The sequence below is a fragment of the Methylomonas sp. Kb3 genome (assembly GCF_002834115.1).
In the GTDB taxonomy this organism is placed as follows: domain Bacteria; phylum Pseudomonadota; class Gammaproteobacteria; order Methylococcales; family Methylomonadaceae; genus Methylomonas; species Methylomonas defluvii.
In genome coordinates this window covers 301661-323954 of the sequence record NZ_PIZT01000010.1, presented here as the reverse complement: position 1 = coordinate 323954, position 22294 = coordinate 301661, and the positions used below count along the sequence as shown (strand labels likewise).

Sequence of the window (22294 nt, the reverse complement as noted above, 5' to 3'; positions counted from 1 at the left end):
AGGCCCCCTAGGAAAACAAGCGGTTATAAATTAATGGGTGTGATCGCATTCGGACAGGAAGGTCAGCAAGCTCTCCCGGTACTTGTAGTAATCCGGATGCTCCAGCAGGGCCTTGCGAGTACGCGGCCGAGGCAGGTCGATTTCTTGAATTTTGCCGATTTTGGCGTGCGGGCCGTTGGTCATCATCACCACTCTGTCAGCCAATAGAATGGCTTCGTCGACATCGTGCGTCACGACGATCGCGGTGACGTGGGTGCGTTCCCAGACTTCCATCAATACTTCCTGCAATTCCCAGCGGGTCAACGAATCCAGCATACCGAACGGTTCGTCCAGTAGCAGTAATTTGGGCGACAAGGCAAAGGCGCGGGCAATACCGACGCGCTGGCGCATGCCGTTGGACATGTCCCCGGCTTTTTTAAACATCGCATCGGCCAGACCGACCCGGGTCAGGTAGTATTCGACGATGTCCTCGCGTTCGTCTTGCGAGGCATGTGGGTAGACTTTATCCACGCCCAGCATCACGTTTTCGAAGGCGGTCAGCCAGGGAAACAGGCTAGGAGCCTGAAACACCACGCCGCGATCCGGACCGGCGCCGCTGATTTCCCGGTTATCCAAAATAATGCCGCCTTCGGATATTTCGTTCAGGCCGGCGGTCATCGACAACACCGTGGATTTCCCGCAACCGGAGTGGCCGATGATGGAAATGAATTCGCCTTTCTTCATTTTTAAATCGAAGCCGTCCACCACTTTCACGGTACTGTTGCCGTCCGGGGTAGGGTAGATTTTGGACAGATTGGAGAATTCCAGATAGCGGGCCTTGCCCAGATCGCGGGCGCTGGGTTTTAGCGCCGAGGTATCCAGCTTCCAGTCGTTACTGGTATTGGGGCGGACATCCGGTAGCTTGAGCTTGTCGCCAGCGTCGGCTTGGGCTTTTTCCATGCCGATATTCATCAAATAGCGGGTGATTTCCGCGCGCAGGCGTTTGAATTCATCGTTATGGTTTAAAGCGGTGCGGTCGCGCGGCCGCTCCAGGTTGACCGTAAAGGACGGGCCAAAGCTGGCATCCGGGCCGGGATTGAGTGGAATGACCCGGTCGGCCATGTAAATGGCTTCATCGACGTCGTTGGTAATCAAGATGACAGTCTTTTTATCCTGTTCCCAAATTTGCAGAATTTCGTCTTGCAAGTTGCCGCGGGTCAACGCATCCAGGGCGCTGAGCGGTTCGTCCAGCAGCAAAATATCCGGGTTGGCGGCCAGCGCCCGGGCCACGTTAACACGCTGGCGCATACCGCCTGACAACTCGGCGGGTTTTTTGTCCATCGCCCGGCCGAGGTTCACCATTTTGACGTACTTCTCGGTATGCGCGCGGCGTTGTTCCGGCGTCCAGTCCTTAAAGATCGCATCTACCGCCAGCGCCACGTTTTCGTAAACGGTTAGCCAGGGCATCAAGGAATAGTTTTGAAACACCACGCCGCGATCCGGGCCGGGTTCGGTGATGGGCTGGCCTTGTTTCAATAGTTCGCCGCTGTCGGCATGGATTAAACCCGCAATCATCGATACCAAGGTCGTTTTGCCGCTGCCGGAAAAACCGACAATGGCGATAAACTCGCCTTCGCGAATATCCAGATTAATGTCTCTGAGGATGGAGGTTTTGTCTTTGCCTTCTCCGTAGGATTTACAGACATTTTTTAACTCTACTAGCGGCTTATACGCATCGTTGGCGGGAACGGAAGACATAGCGGATTGTTTGTGCATGGAAAGTTCGATGATTTTGGCTTGGGCGGCGCTCATGACGGCATCCTCAGATTTTTTGGAACGAGAACAGGTTTTGTAACGAGTGCATTACCCGGTCGAGAATGAAGCCGATAATACCGATGGTAAATACCGCCACCATGATCCTGCTCAAGGAATTGGAACTGCCGTTTTGGAATTCATCCCAGACGAATTTGCCCAGTCCTGGGTTTTGCGCCAGCATCTCGGCGGCGATCAAAACCATCCAGCCCACGCCCAAGGATAGGCGCATCCCGGTAAAGATATAAGGCAATGCCGAAGGCAGAATGATGCGTTTGATCTGCGTGGCCCAATCCAGTCTTAACACTTTGCCGACGTTGACCAGGTCGCGGTCTATCGATGACACACCCACGGCGGTGTTGATCAGCGTTGGCCATAAAGAGCATAAAGTCACGGTGATGGCCGAGGTGACGAACGATTTGGCGAACCAGGAATCGTCGTCAGTGACATAGATGGCGCTCACCACCAAGGTGACGATGGGCAACCAGGCTAGCGGCGATACCGGTTTGAAGATTTGAATCAAAGGGTTAAACGCGGTATTCAACACCGGACTCATGCCGCAGATGATACCTAGAGGCACGGCAATCAGCGTAGCGATGATAAAGCCGGCGAATACGGTGCGCAGGCTGGTAAATATTTGGTCCAGATAAGTCGGTTTGCCGGTGTAGGGGCGGGGCTTGATTTCCGCTTTGGGGTCTTCGGCCAGTTTTTCTTTATTCCGTAATTCCTGGCGTTCGTAAAACTCGGCCATTTTGGTTTTTTCCGCATAGTGTTCGGTCACCAAGCCGCTGACTTCCGACCATACCGCGACCGGGCCGGGAATGGCGCCCAAACTGGTGTTGATGCGTGCGGCAGTGACGCTCCAAAATCCTAAAAACAAGATGAAAGCGATGATGGGGACGCCCATGACCAGCCATAATTGACGCATTTGTTGGGCAGGGTTTTCGCCAGCGGCGATTTTGACCAAGGGTACGAACCAAGTCAGGCCGGTGATGTTGAAAAATTTGATCAATGTATTAGTCATGTCTTTGCTCGCTTGTCTTAATGGTGTCGGTAAAAAGGATGCGTCCATGCATCAACATACGATCCTTGTGTAGAGCACCCACCAGAGTTTCTTAGTCGACAATCTTGCCGCCGGAGACGGTTTGTTTGCCTTTCAAGCCAATCGGAAATTTGGCTAGATAATCGTTAGGTTTGTTGGCATCGAACGGAATTTTGTCGATGAAAAAGTTTTGTGAAGGCTTGATGCCGGTGTCGGCCGGAAAATCTTCCGCTTTGGCTTTACCCTCGGCCACCAATTCTTTCGCCGCAGCCAAATAGATATCGGGGCGATAAACTTTTTTCGCGGTGTCGAGATACCAGTTATCCGGTTTTTGCTCGGCGATCATGCCCCAGCGCCGTAATTGCGTCAGGTACCAAACCGCACTGCTGTAAGAGGGATAGCTGGCGCCGTGACGGAAGAAGGTGTTGAAGTCGGGCAGGGAGCGTTTGTCGCCTTTTTCGTATTCAAAGGTGCCGTTCATGCTGGCCGCCAGTACTTCAACGTCGGCGCCCACATATTGTTTTTGCGACAACATTTCAATCGCTTCCTTACGGTTTTTGTTGCTCTCGGCATCCAGCCAGATCGAAGCGCGGATCAAGGCTTTAGTGACTGCCAGATAGGTGTTGGGATATTTCTCGGCCCAAGAGCTGGTCACGCCGAACACTTTTTCCGGAGTGTCTTTCCACAATTCCTCGTCGGTGATCACCGGCACACCGATGCCTTTAAATACCGCTTGCTGGTTCCACGGCTCGCCGACGCAATAGCCGAAGATGGTGCCGGATTCCAGCGTCGCCGGCATTTGCGGCGGCGGCGTGACCGACAACAAAGCATCGGCGCTGATCTGGCCGGAAATGTCTTGCGGTGGCGCATAGTAGCCGGGATTAATGCCGCCAGCCGCCAGCCAATAGCGCAGTTTCAGGTTGTGGGAACCGGCCGGAAAAGTCATCGCCATATTGAATGGCTTGCCTTCGGCTTTATATTTGTCCACTACCGGTTTCAGATAATCAGCCTTAATCGGATGCACCGGTTTGCCGCCCTCCATTGGCACATTGGCTTTCATTTGTTTCCAGATGTCGTTGGATACGGTGATGGCATTGCCGTTGAAGCCCATGCTGAAGGCAGTCACGATGTCGGCCTTGGTGCCGAAGCCGATGCTGGCCGCTAACGGTGCCGGCGCCAGCATGTGCGAACCGTCCAGCTCGCCGTTCACAACCCGGTCCATCACCACTTTCCAATTGGCTTGTGCTTCCAGTTGCACAAACAGGCCTTCCTCTTCAAAAAAACCTTTTTCCGCAGCCACCGCCAGCGGGGCCATGTCGGTCAATTTGATAAAACCGAACTTCAAATCTTCTTTTTCCAGTTTCCCGGCGGCGAAGCTGTGGTTGGAAAAGCCTAATATGCCCAGCGCAACCACCGAGCTGAAAGCGGCGGCAAGTGTCTTCGGGGTGAAAATGCGGTTCTGTTTCATGTCGGTTCCTGTCAATTGAGAAAAACGGGCCAAAAAAAAGGCGTCTATGTCCGACTTGTTTGCAAGCCTGACAGTAGACGCCTTTGTCTTTAGTGCTCAACAGTGAGCGGGGTTTGGGTTTACCACTCCTACACTGGAGTATTGCTGCTTACTAAGCAATGCTGATGCCAGTTTAATGACTCTTGTGATAACTATATGTAAAAAACCATTATAAACAGTGTGTTACACCTATTTTTGGTGAGTCTGTTTTTAGAGAAATTTGCGGGTGCATCTTGGCATGCAGAAAAATCATGCACTCTATTGATTCGGAAGTGCTTTTTTTGCACATGCGTGGTGCGCACCGGAATGGGGAGGCTCGCCGAGACATGCGGAAGAATTAGCGGTATTGCTAAGGTCGCGGGTCTGCGATGTAGGATTGGCCGGGCCGATATGAGCTTCCCGGTGGCTGGATAGGCATTTTGCCAGGTGTAAACCTGCCGGATAATGGCAATATTTCATTTAGGTGCACCAGCGAAGCAAATTGATACAATTCGTAGCAATGATGCTCGCCGTCTATGAAACAGAATAGGATGCAGCGAGTTTTAGGTAGACGAGTCAATCGAATTTAAGCTGGGGCGGATTATGAAATACATCGTAAAACAAATTGCCGATGATTTTATCTTTGAAGAAATGGAGCAGGCCAGGAAGCAGTTTGTCGAGGCGCTGAATTACACCATGGAAAGCGCTACGATCTTCTTTGATAAAAATCCCACCAATCCGCTGGATTTTTTTATTGCCTACGATTTTCAGCAAAAGCACGGCGACCCTGTGGTGTATGGGTTTAATTTGCGGGATGAAATGATCCGAATTTTTAGTTTGGACGACAACAAAACCCATTCATCTCAATCAGCCCTGGCAATCAGCCAACAGCTAAAAAAACTGGCTGAGGAACTTGAAGAGCGTTACGACCCGGAACCCACGAAGACCATCGCCGAAACCCAAGAGAAAAAAGACACGCAATATGCCAGCAGCATCAATCGGTCTTACCGCGATGTACTGAGAGAAGCGCTAGAACACGACCGGGCCGAGCAATTGCGGAAAGCCGAGGCTGCGGCTGCGGCGGCGGACGACGGCTATCAAAGGCATACGATTTTACTGGGCAGTAAAAGCGCGGCTAAATCCTAAGCCCGGCCTTTAAATATCGTCGCTCCCACGCAGTCCGACATTCACGGGGCAGCGCTTAGCTGCCATATCACACTGCTAAGCCAATTTCCGGCTGACAAGACCAAAACGGTATTTTGAAAACGCCAGACAAACTCACTGCGGATGCATTGATTAGAGAGGGATCCGCAGCTGGGTTAATGCCACCATTGAAACGTGTTTAAGCAAGTGCTTTGCGCTTTGGAGTACCCAATACCCCCATCAAACCAGAGAGGAACAGCCAACCCGCTGACTGTGCGTGGCCTTGTCCTCACCGGTTCGAGTGTTCTGTTTGGCTAGTATGCTCTGCCTTTACACCGACAACATCCAGCCGTTTGCATAAAAAATCTCAAACTCCCGGAACAGCACGAAGAATCTGCCGAATTTGATTTTGCCTGTCCCGGATTCATTCAGATCGGCGACGGTGCCATCGCCATACCAGTTACTGTGGATGACATCGCCGATTTGTATTTTTTCGTAGGTTTTCATGACGCGCCCCTGGTTATTTAATGACAAGCAGTACGCAGCATAAAAAATGCCAAAACTATCGAATTAAACGGGGTTTGGGGTAGTGGGCGTCCAAGCCTTGCCGGCTGTGGCCTGGGTGCGAAGAGCCTGATAGGGCCTGATACAGAAAAGCCGGCTTCCCGCCTGCAATCGTTACGGAAAATCGTCACCGATACGATATTTAGTAGCTTATTGGCCCCATGCCGCTTTCAGGCGTAAGATTTCCGGCATTATTTCCATAAACAAGGCCAGCAGGCGCGGATCGAAATGGCTGCCGGCCATGCTTTGCATCGATTTTAAAGTCTCTTCCAGCTGCCACGGTTCTTTGTAAGGACGTTTAGTGGTCAAGGCATCGAATACATCGGCTATCGCCACGATTCTGGCGGATTCCGGAATTGCCTCACCGGCCAAACCCATCGGATAGCCGCTGCCGTCCCATTGTTCGTGGTGATGGCGGGCGATTTCCGCAGCCATTTTGAAGACCGGATTGTCGCTTTTATTCAAGATGTCGTAGCCGATTTGCGAATGCGACTGCATGATCGGCCATTCTTCTTCATTAAGCGCCCGTGCCGCTTTTAAAATGGCATGTGGAATGCCGATTTTGCCGGTGTCGTGGGTGGGCGCGGCCAATTCCATCATCGCCACTTGCGATGGCGTCCAACCGGCGGCGCGAGCCAGCGCCGCAGAATAAGCTGCCATGCGCCAGATGTGGTCGCCGGTGTACGGATCGTTATAGTGGCCGGCATCGCCGAGCATTTCGATGGCGGCGCGGGCGAGTTGATCCAACTCGTCCACCCGCACCAGCGATAGATGGGTTTGTACCCGGCGCAGCACGATAGGGCCTGAGACCGGTTTTTGGATGTAATCGACCGCACCGACATCGAAACCGCGCGCTTCGTTTTCCATTTCGCCCATCGCCGTGACGAAAATTACCGGGATTTTCTCAGTCAACGGATCGGCTTTTAACTGCGTACACACTTGGTAGCCGTCCATATTCGGCATCATGATGTCCAGCAGAATGATGTCAGGTTGATGTTCCCGGGCGGCCGCCAGGGCTTTTTCGCCGTTGATGGCAAACAGCAGTTGAAAGTGGTCCTTGAGTATTTGCTGTAACACTTTCAAATTGTTCGGTTCGTCGTCGACCAGCAATACTTTGTAGCTGTCTTTCATGGCTTATTCCTTAAACGTGATCGCTAATTTATCCGCCAAGCGGTTAACTTGGATTTTCGCGGCGTCGAAATCGAAACTATCCACTTCAAAGCGGATGGCTTTCAGCTCGGTTTCGCCGAGAAACGCGCCAAGCCTTTGTAAAACCGGTTCGACGTGGTCAGGATTCAAACTGTCCAGCGCGGTGTTTAATTCCAGTAAAAGATCGCTGACCCGTTCCGCATCGAAGGCTGTTGCGGCAACCGCTGGCGGTTTGCTCGGCAGTTTTAGTTGGTGTATGGCTGCAACAGCGGTGTTTAGCGCGGCGTCGAGCGTCTTGATCAATTCCTGGATATTTTGCAGGTCGCCGCTTTTGAATTGCGCGTCAACCTCGGTTGCCAGACCGGCGATAACGGGTAAGGCCAGATTGCCGGCCACACCTTTTAAAGCATGAGCGATGCGCCGGACCGCTTCCGGATTCTCCGGGTGCTCCTGCAGATTGCGCAGTAATTTGCTGCCGTCCGCGCCGTGTTGTTCGGCAAAATTTAGTAAGGCATCGGCGTAAATCAGCGGGTCCAGCCAGGTTGCCAAACCTTTCTCGTAATCGGCGACGCCGGCCAAAGGCGTAAAGTCGACGGCGATTTTCGCCGGCTCGGCAATGTTTACGCCGGTGTTGGCAATGCCATGCCCCTTGGGCACCAGCCGTTCCATCTGCGTTAATAAATCGTCGACATCAATGGGTTTGCCGACGATGGTGTCTATACCGGCATCCAGCGACTCGCGGCGTTCGTGGCTCAACACGCTGGCGGTCAGGGCCAGAATTGGGATGTGGCTGCTGCCGGCTTGTTCCAGTTCGCGGATTTGTCGGGTGGCGGCTATGCCATCCAGCACCGGCATTTGCAAGTCCATCAGAATCAAGTCGTAGTCACCGCTTCGAAAGGCGTCCACCGCTTCCTGGCCGTTTTTAACCCAGCTGACTTGATGGCCCTGCTGCTCCAGGCGCAAGCGCGCCAAAGTGGCGTTGGCTTCTATGTCTTCCGCCAGCAATACCTTGAAGCGGCGCGGCGAAAAATAAGCCACGCTATGCACCGAGCTCACATCGTACAGGCAGTTTTCCGCGCTGGCTGATTCCGGCATATGCACAGTAAAATGAAACACCGAGCCGACGCCAACCTGGCTTTCCACCCAAATCCGGCCCCCCATCAACTCGACAATTTGTTTGCTGATGGTGGTGCCCAGACCGGTGCCGCCGAAGCGACGGCTGGTGGTGGTATCCGCTTGCGAAAATGATTCGAAGATGTGTTCGGTTTGTTCCTGGGTCATGCCGATGCCGGTGTCGCTGATGGCAAAATGCAACATCTCCACACCTTCCGCGCGGGTGATGGTGACGCCTATGCTGCCGGTATCGGTAAACTTTACCGAGTTGCCGACCAGATTCAAAATCACTTGCCGTAAACGGTTCGGGTCGCCGACGAAATGGGTGGGCAAGCCGGCTTCTATAGCCAAATCGATGCGCAAGCCTTTTTCGGCGGCGCGCAGTCCCATAATTTGCAAGGCTTCTTGCACCGCAAACGGCAGGTTGAAGCACACCGATTCCAACTCTACTTTGCCGGCTTCGATTTTGGAAAAATCCAGAATATCGTTAATCACACCCAGCAGATGCCGGCCGGAGCTGAGGATGGTTTTGATGTGGCCGCGCGTATCGGCGGCCAGGTTTTGATCTTGCAAGGCCACTTCGGCAAAGCCAATCACGGTATTCATGGGCGTACGGATTTCGTGGCTCATATTGGCCAGAAAATTGGCCTTGGCTTTGGCGGCGGCCTCGGCTGCTTCCTTAGCCAGTCTCAATTCCTGCTCGGCTTGTTTCTGCAAGCTGATGTCAGAAATAAAGCCGACAAATAGATGCCGGCCCTCCGAGATAATGCCGTGACCCACCGCCAAATTGGCCGGAAAGCGGCTGCCGTCTTTGCGTTGGGCGATGACTTCCCGCTCTATGCCGAGAATTTTGGCTTGATGGGTGGCTAAAAAATGCTGAATGTAACTGTCGTGCGCAGAGGCATCCGGTTCCGGCATCAGTAGCGAGACATTCTTACCGACGATCTCGGCGCTGCTCCAGCCGAACAGTTTTTCGGCGGCGGGATTGAACATCCGAATCAGACCGCTGCTGTCGATGGAAATCACACCGTTTACGGCGGTTTGCACGATGGCTTTGACCTCGGTGGTGGCCATCGCCACCAGTTCTTCCAAGTGCTCGCGGTATTTCAGCAATTCGGCTTCCGCCGCCTTGCGTTCGGTAATGTCGGTGATGGAACCGACCATCCGCACCGGCCGGCCCTCGGCGTCGCGCAACGCATCCCCCCGATCCAGCACCCAACGGTAGCTGCCGTCCTTGTGCCGAAGACGCAGTTCGGTAGTGTAACGCTCGTTATGTTCCAAGTGTTTGCGAAACGCTTCACTGGCGCGGGCTTTGTCATCGGGGTGGATTAATTCGAAGAAAATCGATTCCACGTTCGGCAATTCGCCGTCGGCATAACCCAGAATCTTGTTCCAGCGCGGTGATAAGTAGTATTCGTGATGCACGATGTCCCAGTCCCAGATACCGTCGTTAACGGCCCGTTCGGCAAGCATATAGCGTTCCTCGCTGGTACGCAGGGCGTGGGTGCGTTCGGCGATTTTCGCTTCCAGATTATGTTGGGCATCCGCCAGTGCATCGGTCATGTGATTGAAGGAGTTGGCCAATTCGGCGATTTCATCCAGACCTCGGACTTCGGCTCGCACCGACAAGTCGCCGTCGCGAATGCGTCGGGCGGTGCAGGTCAGGCGCGAGATGGGCCGGACGATACGCCGGGCCAGGGCGTTGGCGATTATCGTCGTCAAGCCGACAAAGACCAGCACGATGAGCAGCATTTGTTTTTCCAGGCGCTGAATGGGGGCCAGCGCCTCGGCCTGTTCGATATGCGCCATGATGCAGCCGCCGCCGATTTCCGGAATCGTGCGGAAACCATGAATGACGGCACGCTCCCGGTAATCGCTGGCCATCATTTCCGCGTTTTGCCGGGCCAGGCAGCTTTGCATGGGTTGCGTAGCGATAGGGTGGCTATTGGCATAGCGCGGCTGGGTAACGAAAAAGCCGCTGCTGTCGGCCAGGAAAGATTCGCCGGATTTGCCCAAATCGGAGTGAGCCGTAAAAATACTTTGAATCAGGCTAACCGGATAGCTGATCAACAATTGCCAGGGCAGTTTGGCATCTTTGGCAATCACATAATAAAAACGTGGCTGGTCCGGAACCGGTTTGCTGAAGTCGGCCAGTTGTCCGGCTTGAAAATTTTTTAGATCAGAAAGTGCCACCGGCTGCTCGCCGACGCTGACCGTGCCCGATTCGGAGTCGAGCCGGAAAAACACCGCGCCGGCAGCGCCTTCGGTGAGTAAATAGTCGTTTATGAAATCAGTGGCACAGGCGCGGTTCAATTGCTCCGCCGCCACGCATTTCATTAGCACCTCGGCCAGGAAGGCGTGGGCGCGCGTGTCGGCACGTGCCAGTACCAGTTTGAGTTGTTCATGGCGGTTATCCGCGACGCGGCTGACAATATTAAAGCGGTCCGTGCGGATATTGTCGATGGCAAACCGATAGGCCATGTAACCGACCGATAAAGTCGGCAACAGGATCAGCAGCAACAGCAGAGCAATCAGGCGTTTTTGCAGCATGTTGGGCCTCAATGTCGGCAAGCAGGTCAGCCGACGTTATGCCATGGATGGTGGCGATGCGGCAATACCTTCTGCCAATCGACATCTTCATACCGCTAAGATTCCTCGGGGTAGGTAATTGTCAAACTGCGGTGGGAGGGACGTCTCGGAATCGCAGAGTCTGTCTAGTGATTGATCTAAACTTAAAAATCGCCGCTCCCGCGCAGGCGGGAGCTCAGTGCTTGCAATGGATTTGCTTAGCCGCCTACCGGCCCCAACTTTTGCGGAGAAAGCTGCGCAGCTTATTTGCGCAGGGCATTAAAAAAACTACACTCGGGCGCGCCGCCGTTACTCTCGAAAAACACAAAACAATCGTTAAACCATTTCACAAAACGGTCGGCGTGTTCGGCGCTGCCGATCGGGTATTGACGCATTTTCCAACGATTGCGGGCCGAGTCGTTACGATAGATGCCGCCGGCGTTGTAAGCGCATGCGACCTTGGGAGGATCGAAATGGGTTTGCTTCCATTGTCCGGCGATGTAGGCGGTGCCGGCCTGAATCGAATTGCTGGGGACTAATAGCCAGGCTTTATCGATGTCATCTTTGTTTAAAGCCGCGCGGGCGGTGGAAATCAAAGTCTGCATCAGGCCTGGCGAAATTTTATGCGGTGTGCGCACTTCGTCGATAAAGCCCGGTTCTTCGCGCACCGCGTTTTGATTGCCTGACGACTCGGTGCAAATGGTGGCGATGATCAGCTCCACCGGCACTTTCAACTCGGTAGACCAATGCGTCAAGGCACTGCCGAACTGGTTCCAGACTTTGCCTACCGTTTTCGGCTCGCCGCCAGTGCCTATTGGGGTATCGTCGCTGCCTACCAATAACCCTTGATCGGTCAATTGCCAGGTCACGCTGTCCTGATAAGCATGCCGGGTTTTTAACTCGTCGAGTAAATCTTGGCCGATAACCGTGCTGCCGGCATCGTTAGCGGCGGGACGTTGCATATTCGGAGAACTGTCGTCCTGGAATAAACTGCTCCAGGTTAGCGGGCCGACGATGCCGTCGCTGTCCAAGCCGTGGCTGCTTTGATACGCCACCACGGCTGCGGAGGTTTTGGCACCGAATAATCCGTCGGGCTGGCCGACACCGTTTATTTGCAGGCTTTTTAAGCGCGTCTGTACTTCCAACACATCGCGGCCGCGCAGCATAGGCAGTTGAAATTTAAGTGGGCGACTGAATGCCATGACCGGCTCCTATCCGCTAAAGGCTTATGGGCAGCCGGGAATCGAAGCTTTGATTCCGGCGATGTCGTTTAACAAGCGCCGGTGATAATCGGCGTAGCGGCTTTGGCCAGCCTGCGCGGCAGCTTGGTTCTCGTTTTGTTGTAATTGTTTCAGCGCTTGGCAACTGCCGGTATCGTTGATTTGAAAACGAATCGCTGCCAACTCGGCGTTATGCAGAAAAAAGGTGGCGGCGGGTTTTAAGTCGCCGGGCGCTTGCAGAAATTCGCGGGCACAAGCGTGTAACTTTTGGTTGTAAGGCTTAGCAGCGGCTGTGCTGGTCTGTTCGCTACGCAGTGAGCGCAACGACTCGCACCAGTTTTCGAAATACTGGGCGCGTTGCCCGACGATAGCCTCGGCCGCAGCCCAATCCGTTGTCAAATGTATGCCTTGTTCGAGTTGCTCTGCTGCGCATTGATAATTTTTGATGCTGTCGGTGTTTTGTTTAGCTAGCCGGTAACAGGCGTCGCCTTTCAGCAGATGCAATTGGTTACAGGTCTCGTCGTCGGCTTTGCAATCGACTTCCGCCCCCGCTATTTCGTGCCAATTATTTTCATCAGCGGCTTCTTTGAAGTTTTTCAATTGCCGGGTCGCGCAGCCGGAGGCTAACAAAACCGTTGCTAATAGCGGTATGACTATTTTCAGATTCGGCCTCATGACGCTTGGCCCTCGAGGATTTTGTTAATCATGCCGGAGACCGGTTTGTCCTCCGCTTGCAGCTTCTCGGTCACCACAATCAAGCTATCCAGGTCCTTTAATGCATCGGGGTTTTGGTGCAGTTTGTCCACGGCTTGCAACACCGATTCGTAACCGCCGGTGCTGCCGAACATCGCCGGGTCGCGGGCTAGGATCAAAGACTTCAATTCCCGGTCGGCAGCGGTGCGATGGAATTCGTCCAGGCCTTCTTCAAATTGCTGCAACGTCGTAAAGCCGCCCAGTTCGGCATATTTTTCGAATAATGCCGCCGAATCGGCATTGCCGATAAAGTCGTTGACCGCGTCTTTCATAAACTTGGGATTTTCCATCTGCGCCTGAAACGCGGCACGAAATAACGGGCTTTGTCGCAGCAACATAAAGCCGGTGTTGTCATCGACCGGCTCCAGCGTCAAACCGGCCGCCGGTGAGAAGGGCATGTGTAAAATCCGGGCTTTCCATTTTTGATAATAAATACCAGTCAGTTTCACGGTGCCGGCCACCACGGCGGCGATCAACGCAGCAGGCGGCATGAAGGTCCCCAGCGTGGCGCCGAAGGTTTTTACCGCGCTGCCGAGGATGTCTGTCAACGGCCCATCCTGGTCCAGCGCGGTTTGCGTGTCGGTGACCGCGTGCAGCGCATCTTCGATTTTACCTTCGCCCATCAGGCCCTTGGCGACATTTACGCCTTTTTCGACTTTGTTCGCCAGATCGACGTATTTGCCGCCAATTTCCTTGGGCAGCAAACCGGCCACCGTGCGCGCCATGTCGATGCCGCTGCTGACGGTTTCCAGCATGGAGCCGGTTTTGGATTGCTGTTGTTGGCTGACCGCTGCGTCGCGTTGCGTGGTTGCTTCATGGGCTTGCTGCAATGCGGCGCTTTCCGAATCTCGATTCTGGCCGCGTGCGCCGAAGTAAAAGCCGATGATGGTGCCGAGGATGCCGCCCAATACGTCCGGAAACTGATTGTTCGGCAAGGCCAAAAACAACATTGAGGCCGTGACGATCAGCATCGCGATCACACCGCGTATCGTGCCCTCCGGCAGGCCGGCCGGACTTTGAAAAAACAGCGCCAGTTGTTTTTCGCGGGTGCAGGTTTCCAGAAAGGTTTTTTGCAGATGCCGCAAATACAGTAAAAAAGCGAGCACAACCAACGCCAAGATGCCCAACGTAATCAAAAAATGAATCGATAGGGCGATGGGTTTTTCCTCGCCGTTAACGGCCGCAGTTTGCGCGGCAACGGAGAGCGGGAGCAGGCTCAGCGCGGCGTAACCCAGGGTTTTAAGTCGATATGTCGGTTTATGCATAAGTCCGCCTTTTGGGTAACGATCTCGTTGATCGATTAAGGTCTCTAATTAGGCTTGCCGCGCGGATGATATACCCGCTCTATCCGCCGGTCTAGGATTCGTTCTATGCGCCTCTTGCCGTCTTTTGATGTGTCAATGACGATTTTTTATTCTATAGACTCGGTCTCGGGTAATTGCTGCGCCGGTTTTTTGATACGAGTGACCGGGGAAGTCCATATGGGGTGACGGCGCTCCTGGCGGTAATAGGTTTCGTAAAGCGCTTGATAAACCATTTCGGACGCGGCCCAACGTTCCTTGCAAAAACTGGAAAGCATTAATCCTGAAACCCCGCCGCATACCCATCCCAGTAATAGCAACTTCTCAATAAACAAGACCACAGTAAAAATGGCCAATATCAAAGTCAGGCTGCGCGCTAATTTGGATTGCAATTGCAACGCCTCCACCTTGGCCACCACGGGGTTGTCGTTGTCCCTAAGCCTATCCAAGGCTTCGTGATATTGACTCAACAACGGGTCGTTGGTGGTTAAAGCCAGATTTTGCGCGCGCCGGTACCAACTATCCGTTTTCAGGCGTTTACGGTTCCGATATAAATAATCGTAAGTGGTATTGAGTATGTCGTGCGACAAGCGTTTGACAATAAGGGAGATCGCCAGTGTCAGCAGCAGAAAAATCAATGCACCTGCCGTGCTGGCGGCAAACGGGTCAGGCAAACGCTGCAATGCGGGGTGAATCTGTTCTCGATAATTAAAGAATACTGCTACCAAAGTAGCGGACGGCAGAGCGATGCCGACTTGTTCGATCGGGTCTGTGAATAGTTTGCCGATCAGCGTGCTAAGCGGGTTTGACATTTTGTCCCTCCTTCTAAGTTGGGAAAAATGAGTTGCGGGACGCGGTGCGCCCGGTTGCTTTGACCGTTGGTCATTAGATAGCAAACGCGACGAAACAGCAACTCAATTGATAAAGCGATTATGCCGACGCTGGCGTGTATGAGGATGTACGAAAATACCCAAGCTTTGGATGCATTTTTCACTTTCCTAGCGACAAAAAATAGTGCGTCCGACTTTAGATCATTAACCCGCGCCTCAAATGGCGTCGTTCGCACGAAGATAGGCGCCTGGAGATAGTTAAAAACTGGATTTCCGTATATTCAAGAAAATATTTCCGGCTCAGTGCATTTGCTTACTCGCTAAAAACCGGTAAAACTGGAGTACAGTGAACGAACAAAGAGGCCTAAACAGGTTCCCCATTTTGGCTGGAATGGCGGATTAGGGACCCTGCAATGGCCTCGATAACTACAAGAGGGGAGTGCGTCATGATAGACCAGCAAAGACTAACCGAGCTTTATCAGACTTTTGTTAAATGGTTATGCGTGTTTTGGGCGTGGCTCAAATCGACGTGGCAAAGCCTATCCAAACCTAAACCGGGTACCGACCAGCCCGACGGCAGTGAGCCTAAGCGTTCACCGGTATGGTTATACGTGCTGTTGGGGATTTTTGTAATGTCGCTATTCGCCGGCGGCGAACGCATCCAGGGCCAGGAAATTCCCTTTAGCCAGTTCTTAACCCTGGTTAACGACAATAAAGTCGAAAACGCCGTGGTTACCCAGCGATTCATCAACGGCACATTAAAAGAAGAAGATAAGAAAATCGGCAAGCATTTCTTCACCGTGCCGCTATGGGACGAGTCGCTGGTTAAAAATCTGCAAGAGCATAAAGTGGAATATGTGGTCAGAAGCGGTGACAACTGGTTGAGCAATTTGCTGTTTAACTGGGTAATTCCGCTGGCGATTTTTGCCGGCATATGGATGTGGCTATTGCCGAAAATGACCGGCGGAGCAGGGCGCGGCTTTTTGAACTTGGGCAATAAAATCCGGATCCAGCAGGAAACCTCTAAAACCACTTTTGATGACGTGGCCGGCGCGGAAAGCGCGAAGCAGGAATTAAAAGAAACCATTGAGTTTTTAAAATCCCCGGAAAAACTGCAAAAGTTGGGCGGCCGCATGCCCAAAGGCGTGTTGTTGGTCGGCTCGCCGGGTACCGGCAAAACCCTGTTGGCCCGCGCGGTGTCCGGTGAAGCCGGGGTGCCGTTTTTTAACATCAGCGCCTCCGAGTTTATCGAAATGTTTGTCGGTATCGGCGCGGCGCGGGTGCGGGACTTGTTCGAACAAGCCCGGCAAAAATCCCCTTGCATCATCTTTATAGACGAACTGGACGCGATTGGCCGTTCCCGTGGCGGCCCGGCTATGCTGGGTGGCAACGACGAACGCGAGCAAACCCTGAACCAGTTATTGACCGAAATGGACGGCTTCGACGCCACCTCCGGCGTCGTGGTGATGGCAGCCACCAACAGGCCGGAAATCCTGGATAGAGCTTTGCTGCGTGCCGGCCGCTTCGACAGGCAAATTGTGGTGGATAAACCCGACCTGATCGACCGGGTGGCTATCCTGAAATTGCACAGCAAAGCCATGCAATTGGACAAAGATATCGACTTAAACACGGTTGCTAAACGCACACCCGGTTTCGTCGGCGCCGATCTGTCCAACATCGCCAACGAAGCGGCGATATTGGCTGCGCGCGGCGGCCGCGACACCGTCAATATGGCAGATTTCGAAGCAGCCATAGATAGAGTGATGGCCGGCCCGGAAAAGAAAAACCGCATTCTCGGCCCGGACGAAAAGCGCCGAGTGGCTTATCACGAAGCCGGTCACGCGCTCGTCGCAGAAAACGTGCCCACCGGCCAGCCGGTACATAAAATCTCCATCATCCCGCGCGGTGTCTCAGCGCTGGGTTTTACGTTGCAGTTGCCGGTCGAGGAAAAATATCTTTCCACCGAAAACGAACTGAAAGACCAATTAGCCATCCTGCTTGGCGGCCGAGTGGCTGAACAATTGGCGCTACAAAGCATTTCCACCGGTGCCCAAAACGATCTGGAAAAAGCCAGCGAAATCGCCCGCAACATGGTTTGCTACCTGGGCATGAGTAAAAAACTCGGGCCGCTAATCTACGGACAACGCCAGCAACTGCAATTCCTGCCCGGCGACGTCAACGAGCAACGCAACTTCAGCGAGGAAACTGCCCGAGTCGTCGATGCTGAAATCAAAGCCTTGATCGAAGACGCAGAACGCCGCGCGCAAAAGATATTAAGCGAGAAACGCGGTTATTTGGATAAGTTGGCCGAGCTGTTGCAGGAGAAAGAGGTGATTCAGCGGGAGGAGATGGTGGCGTTGATTGGCGGCGGTAAGTAAGAGGCAGCTATTGTGGAAAATCCACAATAGCTGGTGGGAGTAAAGACAAGCTAGGGTAGTGCCAGGAGGTCAACTAAGTGCATTCGCCCAAGCGCTATCAATCCATTATTGCTAGCGAGCCATTTTGAAAGCGCAACACGATTTACGCCGCCACCGCTGCTCGAGCTTTGAGATATGAACCGTTCATTGGCATCTTCACCAACAATTACAATATGATCAATGTCCAACGCGCGATCACGATCCCATGAATATTCAGCAAAATCGATTCCTACCAGACAACCCGGTTTAAACATATCCTCAGTCAACCAATTTGCTGAAATAATTTGACTAGTGATCTTGCCTACGTTAGTAATCTGCTCGTCTGAATAAGTAAATAATTGACTAGGCTTAGTGGAAAGACTATAGGCATTTAATATTTCTTTAGATAAAAGGTAAATCCAACCAGAACAGTCAACATATTCTTTTTGCTGCAAATCTTTCCATGTTTTTGCTTTGTCCCCTAATGAATATTTAATGGTATCGAACTCAAGAGTACGATCCGCGATTATCTGGGCTGCTTTATCTCTATTAACTGAGGAAAGGACAGGAGAGTTTTGAAAATACTGTATCAACCACTTGCGTCTAACTACTCCGGATTTTCCCGTGTTAATCCCGCTCAAAACGTTTCCAGAAACCCATGTTAAATCCGATTTCTGAGCATCTATTTCAAACAGATCTCCTAGCCTCAGTTCACCAATAATACTACCGCGTGGCGTGGATCTAATATTTAAAGCTGTTGCAATGCATTGGAATGTTGTTTTCATCTGGGGCTATCCTGGTAAAAACTGGTAAAATAAAACTCTTTCTATGTGATTTTTAAACCGGTAGATCTTCAATTTTGCATCTATTTTGGTTTTTTGATATACACCAATTGTCAATTGCGGTTTCCGGCTCGGGAAAGGCAAGGTTCAATAACTCAAATCCAGCTGTTATAAAATCTGTATAAGGCTTTTTTAATTTTAATATTCCAAAATTATTGGCGTTTGTGGAAAATGCTTTTACGCCCATGAAACCAGGTAGTTTTTGTGTGAATTTATAGAATTCACTTGAGCTCAATGAGACATCTTCTGGTACCCCAACATTATATTCGGTGCTTAGTAAGCTGTTAATTCCACCTACTCTTGCTAGCGGGGATGCTACAAATTCAATCAGCTTGGCTTGACTATTTTTCGGCGGGACCCAGTAAACTAAGCGTCCCCAGTGAATGTCCCCTGTGAGAATAATAAAGCTTACGCCCCGCTCGTTAATATTATTTACGAGATTGCTAAGTAGCTCTTGATATTCTCGCTTATAGTCTTCTAGTGCGTTATCAAATAGTGTGTTAACGAGCTTAATTGGTCCCTGCATCAATGGTTGACCAATGACCAACAAGCCAATTCGTTCAACTGTGTTAATCCACGATATTAATGCGGACTTTTGCGGCGCAGATAATGTGTGAGGTTTGTTGGCATCTCTATTCGTACGGTCAGTGCGGGTATCTGAAATAAATAAGTCTATACCTGCTAATTTGTAGGAAGCCCAGCAACGCTCAAATTCAAGCGGAGAATCTCCTATCATATTCATTACACCTTGATTTCTCCAAAACGCTTCTTGTCCACATTTTGCCCAATTTGATTTATTCTCACTCCAACTCCTTGTTAAATAAGGCATTGATTCGGGATATCCGTTCCAATATTCATGATCATCGCATGTAAACACATTCGCTCCCTTTTTTAGAAGGCCTCCAAGTCTGTCCGCTTGAAAAGCCTTCTGGTAGCGGTCTTGGTATAACATTTTTGGTGAAATAGAATTGAATGCTGCTGGAACATCCGCATATATCTGGTCACCAGAAAATATTTTCAGATGAGGGATATTATTTTTTATGAAATTTTCCATCCTGATTGGATATTCAACAAATTGGTCAGAAGGAAAGTAGCATGATGATAGAGCGATAACTAACTCGTCTTCCGGATGCTCTAAAGAGACTGGCGGGGTTCTTATTAGTATAGTTTCATCATCATTGGTAGCTTGAAATTTTGGCTTTATCACATATTTCTCATTTGGCTTAAGACCGGTGATGAGAGCGATGTGGCTATCTAATCCCAATGCACCAGGTATTGGGTCAAGACCAATTATATTTTCATTATTGCTATTTGGAGTGATTTCTAGGTGATTACTTGCTTTGCATGGTAAGTGGGAAGGCCAGCCATCAACTCTTAATCGTAGCGAATATGTATTGCCTTCAGCGTTAATTGCTCCGGGATACAACTTCAGATCTGCCATATTTATCTCCTAAATCTGGCGCCAATTCCTACTATAGTTTGAAGTAGACTTTTACCTGCTTCAGACCCAAGTGTGAGAGCTCCAAATCCGAATAGAAAACCAATAATTTGGATGTGAGAATCTGATTTAATAAAAATAAAATTAATTGCAAAAGCCTCGGTAATTGCAAGAAATGCCGAAAAGGAACGAAGTTGCCTGTGATAGCGGAATTCAGCCGACTTCAGCGCATTTGCGAGTTCACGTTCGGCTCGGATTACTCCAGGTAGGAAAGATTCGATAAACTGAACCCTCCATACATAAAATAGAGCAGGGCTTACATCTTGTCCTTCAGTATTTAAGATATTAATCCAGTTCCGTAAGGTATTTTTTAAGATTTGATCCTTATGGTCGTCTAAGTTGGTTAGAACTGCATCTAATATATTTTGTGCATCATTAGGATTGCGTATATTCAAACGAATCAGTTCATCTAATGCCGTAGCTGTCTGTTGGACTCCCAAGGGTGCCATTAATTTGGATATATCCGAAACATTGCGAATATCGGCATCTGACACCTCTGTAATTGGGCTGTCTCCAACTGAGCGTAATAAAAAGCTCTGAATTAGCCGCACTTGCTTGCCAGATTTCTTATAATGATCACGAATTCTTTTAGGGAAAGTTGTCGGTATTCCAACCACAAATCCTTTAAGAATATCTGATGCAGAGCGTTTCAGTTCTTCTTTATCGTCTAATCCGTTTTCTGTGCCATACACTATATAGTTTAATGCTTCCCAATATCTTCTGGTTCTGGATCCAAATAGCTTCCACAACTCGATGATGCCTTGATGAAATGGAATAAATGTCACTGTCAGTTCAATTACACTGTATATTTCGTTGAAGTTTATTGCCATGACAACCTCTATTGAATAAATTCAATTAATTGTATATTTAAGATTGTGCTCGTCATTATTCAAACTCATTGTAATTTGGTTTTTGATGCTTGCCAAAGACAGCATGTTAGCACTCCCGTGTCATTTTTTTATTGAGTCGGAATTTATTGGGTAAGTATTCCCGTTAAGTTTTATAGGGTTTTCATCATCGTTATACTATATATGTGTTAATTTAGTGATTTGAATTTATGTGGCGTTAAACCTATTTAGTTAGGTTAAGGGTTAAGATTATTATCGTAGAAATGTTTATTTGGTATAAGATTGAATAAATAATTTGAATTATAGTCCATGGCGATCATTAACTTACGAGTTAATATTTATATGTTGCTATTTCTTATCTTTTGAATTTTCTTCTGGAATAGTTGCGACACTGATTTGTAGTATGGCCGCGTCTGTGGAATTTAGTTTTGCTTCTAAATATTTCAGTTCTTTTTCAATATCTTTAATTTTTGACTCATCGCGATTTGATGCCTTTCTTTCGTTATCTAAGGTTTCGCGTAGTGTGCTAATTTTATTTTCCAATGCCTTCTTCTGGTTTAACAGGTTTTCTATTGCTTTATTGGAGGTCTCTAGCTTTATCTGATTTTTTCCAGCTTTATCCAAGAGTGAACTGAGTCCATCGTAAAATGAGCACTTATTGTGATAATTCATTGCGTCGAAACGTATTTCTCCGAGTCCTATTGCTTGGGATGCGTTTTTATAACTTGTTAGTTTATCGTTCAAAAAATTTTGTCGGTTAGTATTGATTTCCATTAGTATTGCTGGTGTAACAACATTTTGAAAAACCTCTTCATTCATTATGGCCTGACTGCCGGTCAGGAAACTAGCAGAACCCGCAAGAGCTTGTGCCGCGCCGACGCCAGACATACTACCAGCAATACCTGCGCCAGTTGCCATGACTTGAAATATGGTATTCATTGCGGTTCTATTACCGTATATATGTGATTTGTGTATTTCACAAATTTCATCTGATCTACTTATTAAATAAGTAAGACATCCCAATGAATAGGCATTAATGCTTGCGAGTTGTGCTTCGCTAATTTTTAACTTTTCAATAGCCAAATCGAGTTCGGATTTTTTGTTTTCGGCTGTTTCTTTCCATTCATTGGCTAAAATCCTACTTTCGTTAGCTATAGGCACTAGACTTATCTGTTTTTTAGCCTGTTTTTCAACACTTAAAGCTTCCTTCTCATGCTCTTGTGCAATTTTGTTTGATTTCTCTAAATCTTTCTTTAATGTTTCAATTATTTTTTTATCTTCTATAATATTTTCTTTGTATTTCAATGCGTTTTCATTAGGATTTTTATTTTCGCATTGCTCAAAATATAATCTATCTGCATTTGTATTTTTATTGTTTGAGTCGTTTATAGAAATTGTCTGATATTCACATTCATCTTTAACAATAAAGCTACCAAAATTTTTTGTTGACGTGTCTTCGCTTAAAGTGCTTAACCAATGTTTGCCATCTGGCGCACTATAGTTTTTACATTCCGGACTGCGAAATAGCGGTGCTACTCTCGCATGAGATGCTGCTGGATCAAATATGTGTTTATCAATAAAAGCGCACCCATTTGTTATGAATATAAGGCTAAATAGGAATATTTTTATTTTCATTTTATTGGCCTGGGATATTTTCAGTAATAATCTGTTTTTTTTTAGATATTGTCTACGGTGTATTTGTACTAGTACAAATGTACTGCGCGACATTAAAGCTAACCAACATTTACAA

16 protein-coding genes are annotated in these 22294 nt (G+C 49.8%); 2 read left to right on the top strand and 14 right to left on the bottom strand.

The window, feature by feature from the left end; translation table 11 throughout:
* Positions 1 to 30: 30 nt before the first annotated feature.
* The 3 genes from CWO84_RS08760 to CWO84_RS08750 all read right to left on the bottom strand — a co-directional run bounded on the left by CWO84_RS08760 (position 31) and on the right by CWO84_RS08750 (position 4301).
* Positions 31 to 1755 carry a nitrate ABC transporter ATP-binding protein gene (locus tag CWO84_RS08760; RefSeq protein ID WP_084153264.1) on the bottom strand — a complete coding sequence of 575 codons (1725 nt, stop codon included), beginning with the start codon at positions 1753 to 1755 and terminating at the stop codon, positions 31 to 33.
* A gap of 46 nt (positions 1756 to 1801) precedes the next feature.
* A complete protein-coding gene (locus CWO84_RS08755) occupies positions 1802 to 2815 on the bottom strand; it encodes an ABC transporter permease (RefSeq protein WP_033156210.1) in 1014 nt (337 codons plus the stop codon).
* A 91-nt stretch (positions 2816 to 2906) separates the two neighbouring features.
* The gene (locus CWO84_RS08750) at positions 2907 to 4301 is read right to left on the bottom strand and encodes a CmpA/NrtA family ABC transporter substrate-binding protein (protein WP_033156211.1); all 1395 of its coding nucleotides are present in this window, start codon (positions 4299 to 4301) and stop codon (positions 2907 to 2909) included.
* Positions 4302 to 4922: 621 nt separating this feature from the next.
* Between CWO84_RS08750 and CWO84_RS08745 the strand changes: the two genes are divergently transcribed.
* Entirely contained in the window at positions 4923 to 5465 is a 543-nt protein-coding gene (locus CWO84_RS08745; RefSeq protein ID WP_033156212.1) for a hypothetical protein, read from the top strand.
* 327 nt (positions 5466 to 5792) lie between these two features.
* On the opposite strand, the gene CWO84_RS24350 is transcribed toward CWO84_RS08745, so the two are convergent.
* From CWO84_RS24350 to CWO84_RS08715, 7 genes are all read right to left on the bottom strand, one after another.
* Positions 5793 to 5969: a hypothetical protein gene (locus CWO84_RS24350; RefSeq protein ID WP_165385954.1), complete on the bottom strand. Its 177-nt coding sequence runs from the start codon at positions 5967 to 5969 to the stop codon at positions 5793 to 5795.
* Between the two features lie 207 nt (positions 5970 to 6176).
* The gene (locus CWO84_RS08740) at positions 6177 to 7157 is read right to left on the bottom strand and encodes an HD domain-containing phosphohydrolase (protein WP_033156213.1); all 981 of its coding nucleotides are present in this window, start codon (positions 7155 to 7157) and stop codon (positions 6177 to 6179) included.
* A gap of 3 nt (positions 7158 to 7160) precedes the next feature.
* Positions 7161 to 10838, bottom strand: coding sequence for a PAS domain S-box protein (locus CWO84_RS08735; protein WP_051669856.1), 3678 nt, complete (start codon positions 10836 to 10838; stop codon positions 7161 to 7163).
* Between the two features lie 281 nt (positions 10839 to 11119).
* Positions 11120 to 12058, bottom strand: coding sequence for a peptidoglycan-binding protein (locus tag CWO84_RS08730; protein ID WP_084153255.1), 939 nt, complete (start codon positions 12056 to 12058; stop codon positions 11120 to 11122).
* Positions 12059 to 12082: 24 nt separating this feature from the next.
* Positions 12083 to 12751, bottom strand: a complete 669-nt coding sequence (locus CWO84_RS08725) for a hypothetical protein (protein WP_033156214.1) — start codon at positions 12749 to 12751, stop codon at positions 12083 to 12085.
* Positions 12748 to 14094 (bottom strand): hypothetical protein, encoded by a 1347-nt coding sequence (locus tag CWO84_RS08720; RefSeq protein WP_033156215.1) that lies wholly within the window; start codon positions 14092 to 14094, stop codon positions 12748 to 12750. The genes CWO84_RS08725 and CWO84_RS08720 overlap by 4 nt, the downstream gene beginning before the upstream one ends.
* Before the next feature lie 146 nt (positions 14095 to 14240).
* Positions 14241 to 14942: a hypothetical protein gene (locus CWO84_RS08715; protein ID WP_033156216.1), complete on the bottom strand. Its 702-nt coding sequence runs from the start codon at positions 14940 to 14942 to the stop codon at positions 14241 to 14243.
* Positions 14943 to 15406: 464 nt separating this feature from the next.
* Between CWO84_RS08715 and ftsH the strand changes: the two genes are divergently transcribed.
* Entirely contained in the window at positions 15407 to 17338 is a 1932-nt protein-coding gene (gene ftsH, locus CWO84_RS08710; protein ID WP_033156217.1) for an ATP-dependent zinc metalloprotease FtsH, read from the top strand.
* A 50-nt stretch (positions 17339 to 17388) separates the two neighbouring features.
* On the opposite strand, the gene CWO84_RS08705 is transcribed toward ftsH, so the two are convergent.
* From CWO84_RS08705 to CWO84_RS08690, 4 genes are all read right to left on the bottom strand, one after another.
* Positions 17389 to 18141 carry a hypothetical protein gene (locus CWO84_RS08705; RefSeq protein ID WP_033156218.1) on the bottom strand — a complete coding sequence of 251 codons (753 nt, stop codon included), beginning with the start codon at positions 18139 to 18141 and terminating at the stop codon, positions 17389 to 17391.
* A gap of 52 nt (positions 18142 to 18193) precedes the next feature.
* Positions 18194 to 19639 (bottom strand): alkaline phosphatase D family protein, encoded by a 1446-nt coding sequence (locus tag CWO84_RS08700; RefSeq protein WP_033156219.1) that lies wholly within the window; start codon positions 19637 to 19639, stop codon positions 18194 to 18196.
* A 2-nt stretch (positions 19640 to 19641) separates the two neighbouring features.
* Positions 19642 to 20526, bottom strand: coding sequence for a hypothetical protein (locus CWO84_RS08695; protein WP_033156220.1), 885 nt, complete (start codon positions 20524 to 20526; stop codon positions 19642 to 19644).
* 366 nt (positions 20527 to 20892) lie between these two features.
* Entirely contained in the window at positions 20893 to 22179 is a 1287-nt protein-coding gene (locus CWO84_RS08690) for a hypothetical protein (protein WP_033156221.1), read from the bottom strand.
* Between the last annotated feature and the right edge of the window lie 115 nt (positions 22180 to 22294).

What these genes read in the sequence shown, in the direction of transcription:
- CWO84_RS08760 (WP_084153264.1), bottom strand. Translation starts at nt 1,755, where the DNA reads ATGCACAAACAATCCGCTATGTCTTCCGTTCCCGCCAACGATGCGTAT.
- CWO84_RS08755 (WP_033156210.1), bottom strand. Translation starts at nt 2,815, where the DNA reads ATGACTAATACATTGATCAAATTTTTCAACATCACCGGCCTGACTTGG.
- CWO84_RS08750 (WP_033156211.1), bottom strand. Translation starts at nt 4,301, where the DNA reads ATGAAACAGAACCGCATTTTCACCCCGAAGACACTTGCCGCCGCTTTC.
- CWO84_RS08745 (WP_033156212.1), top strand. Translation starts at nt 4,923, where the DNA reads ATGAAATACATCGTAAAACAAATTGCCGATGATTTTATCTTTGAAGAA.
- CWO84_RS24350 (WP_165385954.1), bottom strand. Translation starts at nt 5,969, where the DNA reads ATGAAAACCTACGAAAAAATACAAATCGGCGATGTCATCCACAGTAAC.
- CWO84_RS08740 (WP_033156213.1), bottom strand. Translation starts at nt 7,157, where the DNA reads ATGAAAGACAGCTACAAAGTATTGCTGGTCGACGACGAACCGAACAAT.
- CWO84_RS08735 (WP_051669856.1), bottom strand. Translation starts at nt 10,838, where the DNA reads ATGCTGCAAAAACGCCTGATTGCTCTGCTGTTGCTGCTGATCCTGTTG.
- CWO84_RS08730 (WP_084153255.1), bottom strand. Translation starts at nt 12,058, where the DNA reads ATGGCATTCAGTCGCCCACTTAAATTTCAACTGCCTATGCTGCGCGGC.
- CWO84_RS08725 (WP_033156214.1), bottom strand. Translation starts at nt 12,751, where the DNA reads ATGAGGCCGAATCTGAAAATAGTCATACCGCTATTAGCAACGGTTTTG.
- CWO84_RS08720 (WP_033156215.1), bottom strand. Translation starts at nt 14,094, where the DNA reads ATGCATAAACCGACATATCGACTTAAAACCCTGGGTTACGCCGCGCTG.
- CWO84_RS08715 (WP_033156216.1), bottom strand. Translation starts at nt 14,942, where the DNA reads ATGTCAAACCCGCTTAGCACGCTGATCGGCAAACTATTCACAGACCCG.
- ftsH (WP_033156217.1), top strand. Translation starts at nt 15,407, where the DNA reads ATGATAGACCAGCAAAGACTAACCGAGCTTTATCAGACTTTTGTTAAA.
- CWO84_RS08705 (WP_033156218.1), bottom strand. Translation starts at nt 18,141, where the DNA reads ATGAAAACAACATTCCAATGCATTGCAACAGCTTTAAATATTAGATCC.
- CWO84_RS08700 (WP_033156219.1), bottom strand. Translation starts at nt 19,639, where the DNA reads ATGGCAGATCTGAAGTTGTATCCCGGAGCAATTAACGCTGAAGGCAAT.
- CWO84_RS08695 (WP_033156220.1), bottom strand. Translation starts at nt 20,526, where the DNA reads ATGGCAATAAACTTCAACGAAATATACAGTGTAATTGAACTGACAGTG.
- CWO84_RS08690 (WP_033156221.1), bottom strand. Translation starts at nt 22,179, where the DNA reads ATGAAAATAAAAATATTCCTATTTAGCCTTATATTCATAACAAATGGG.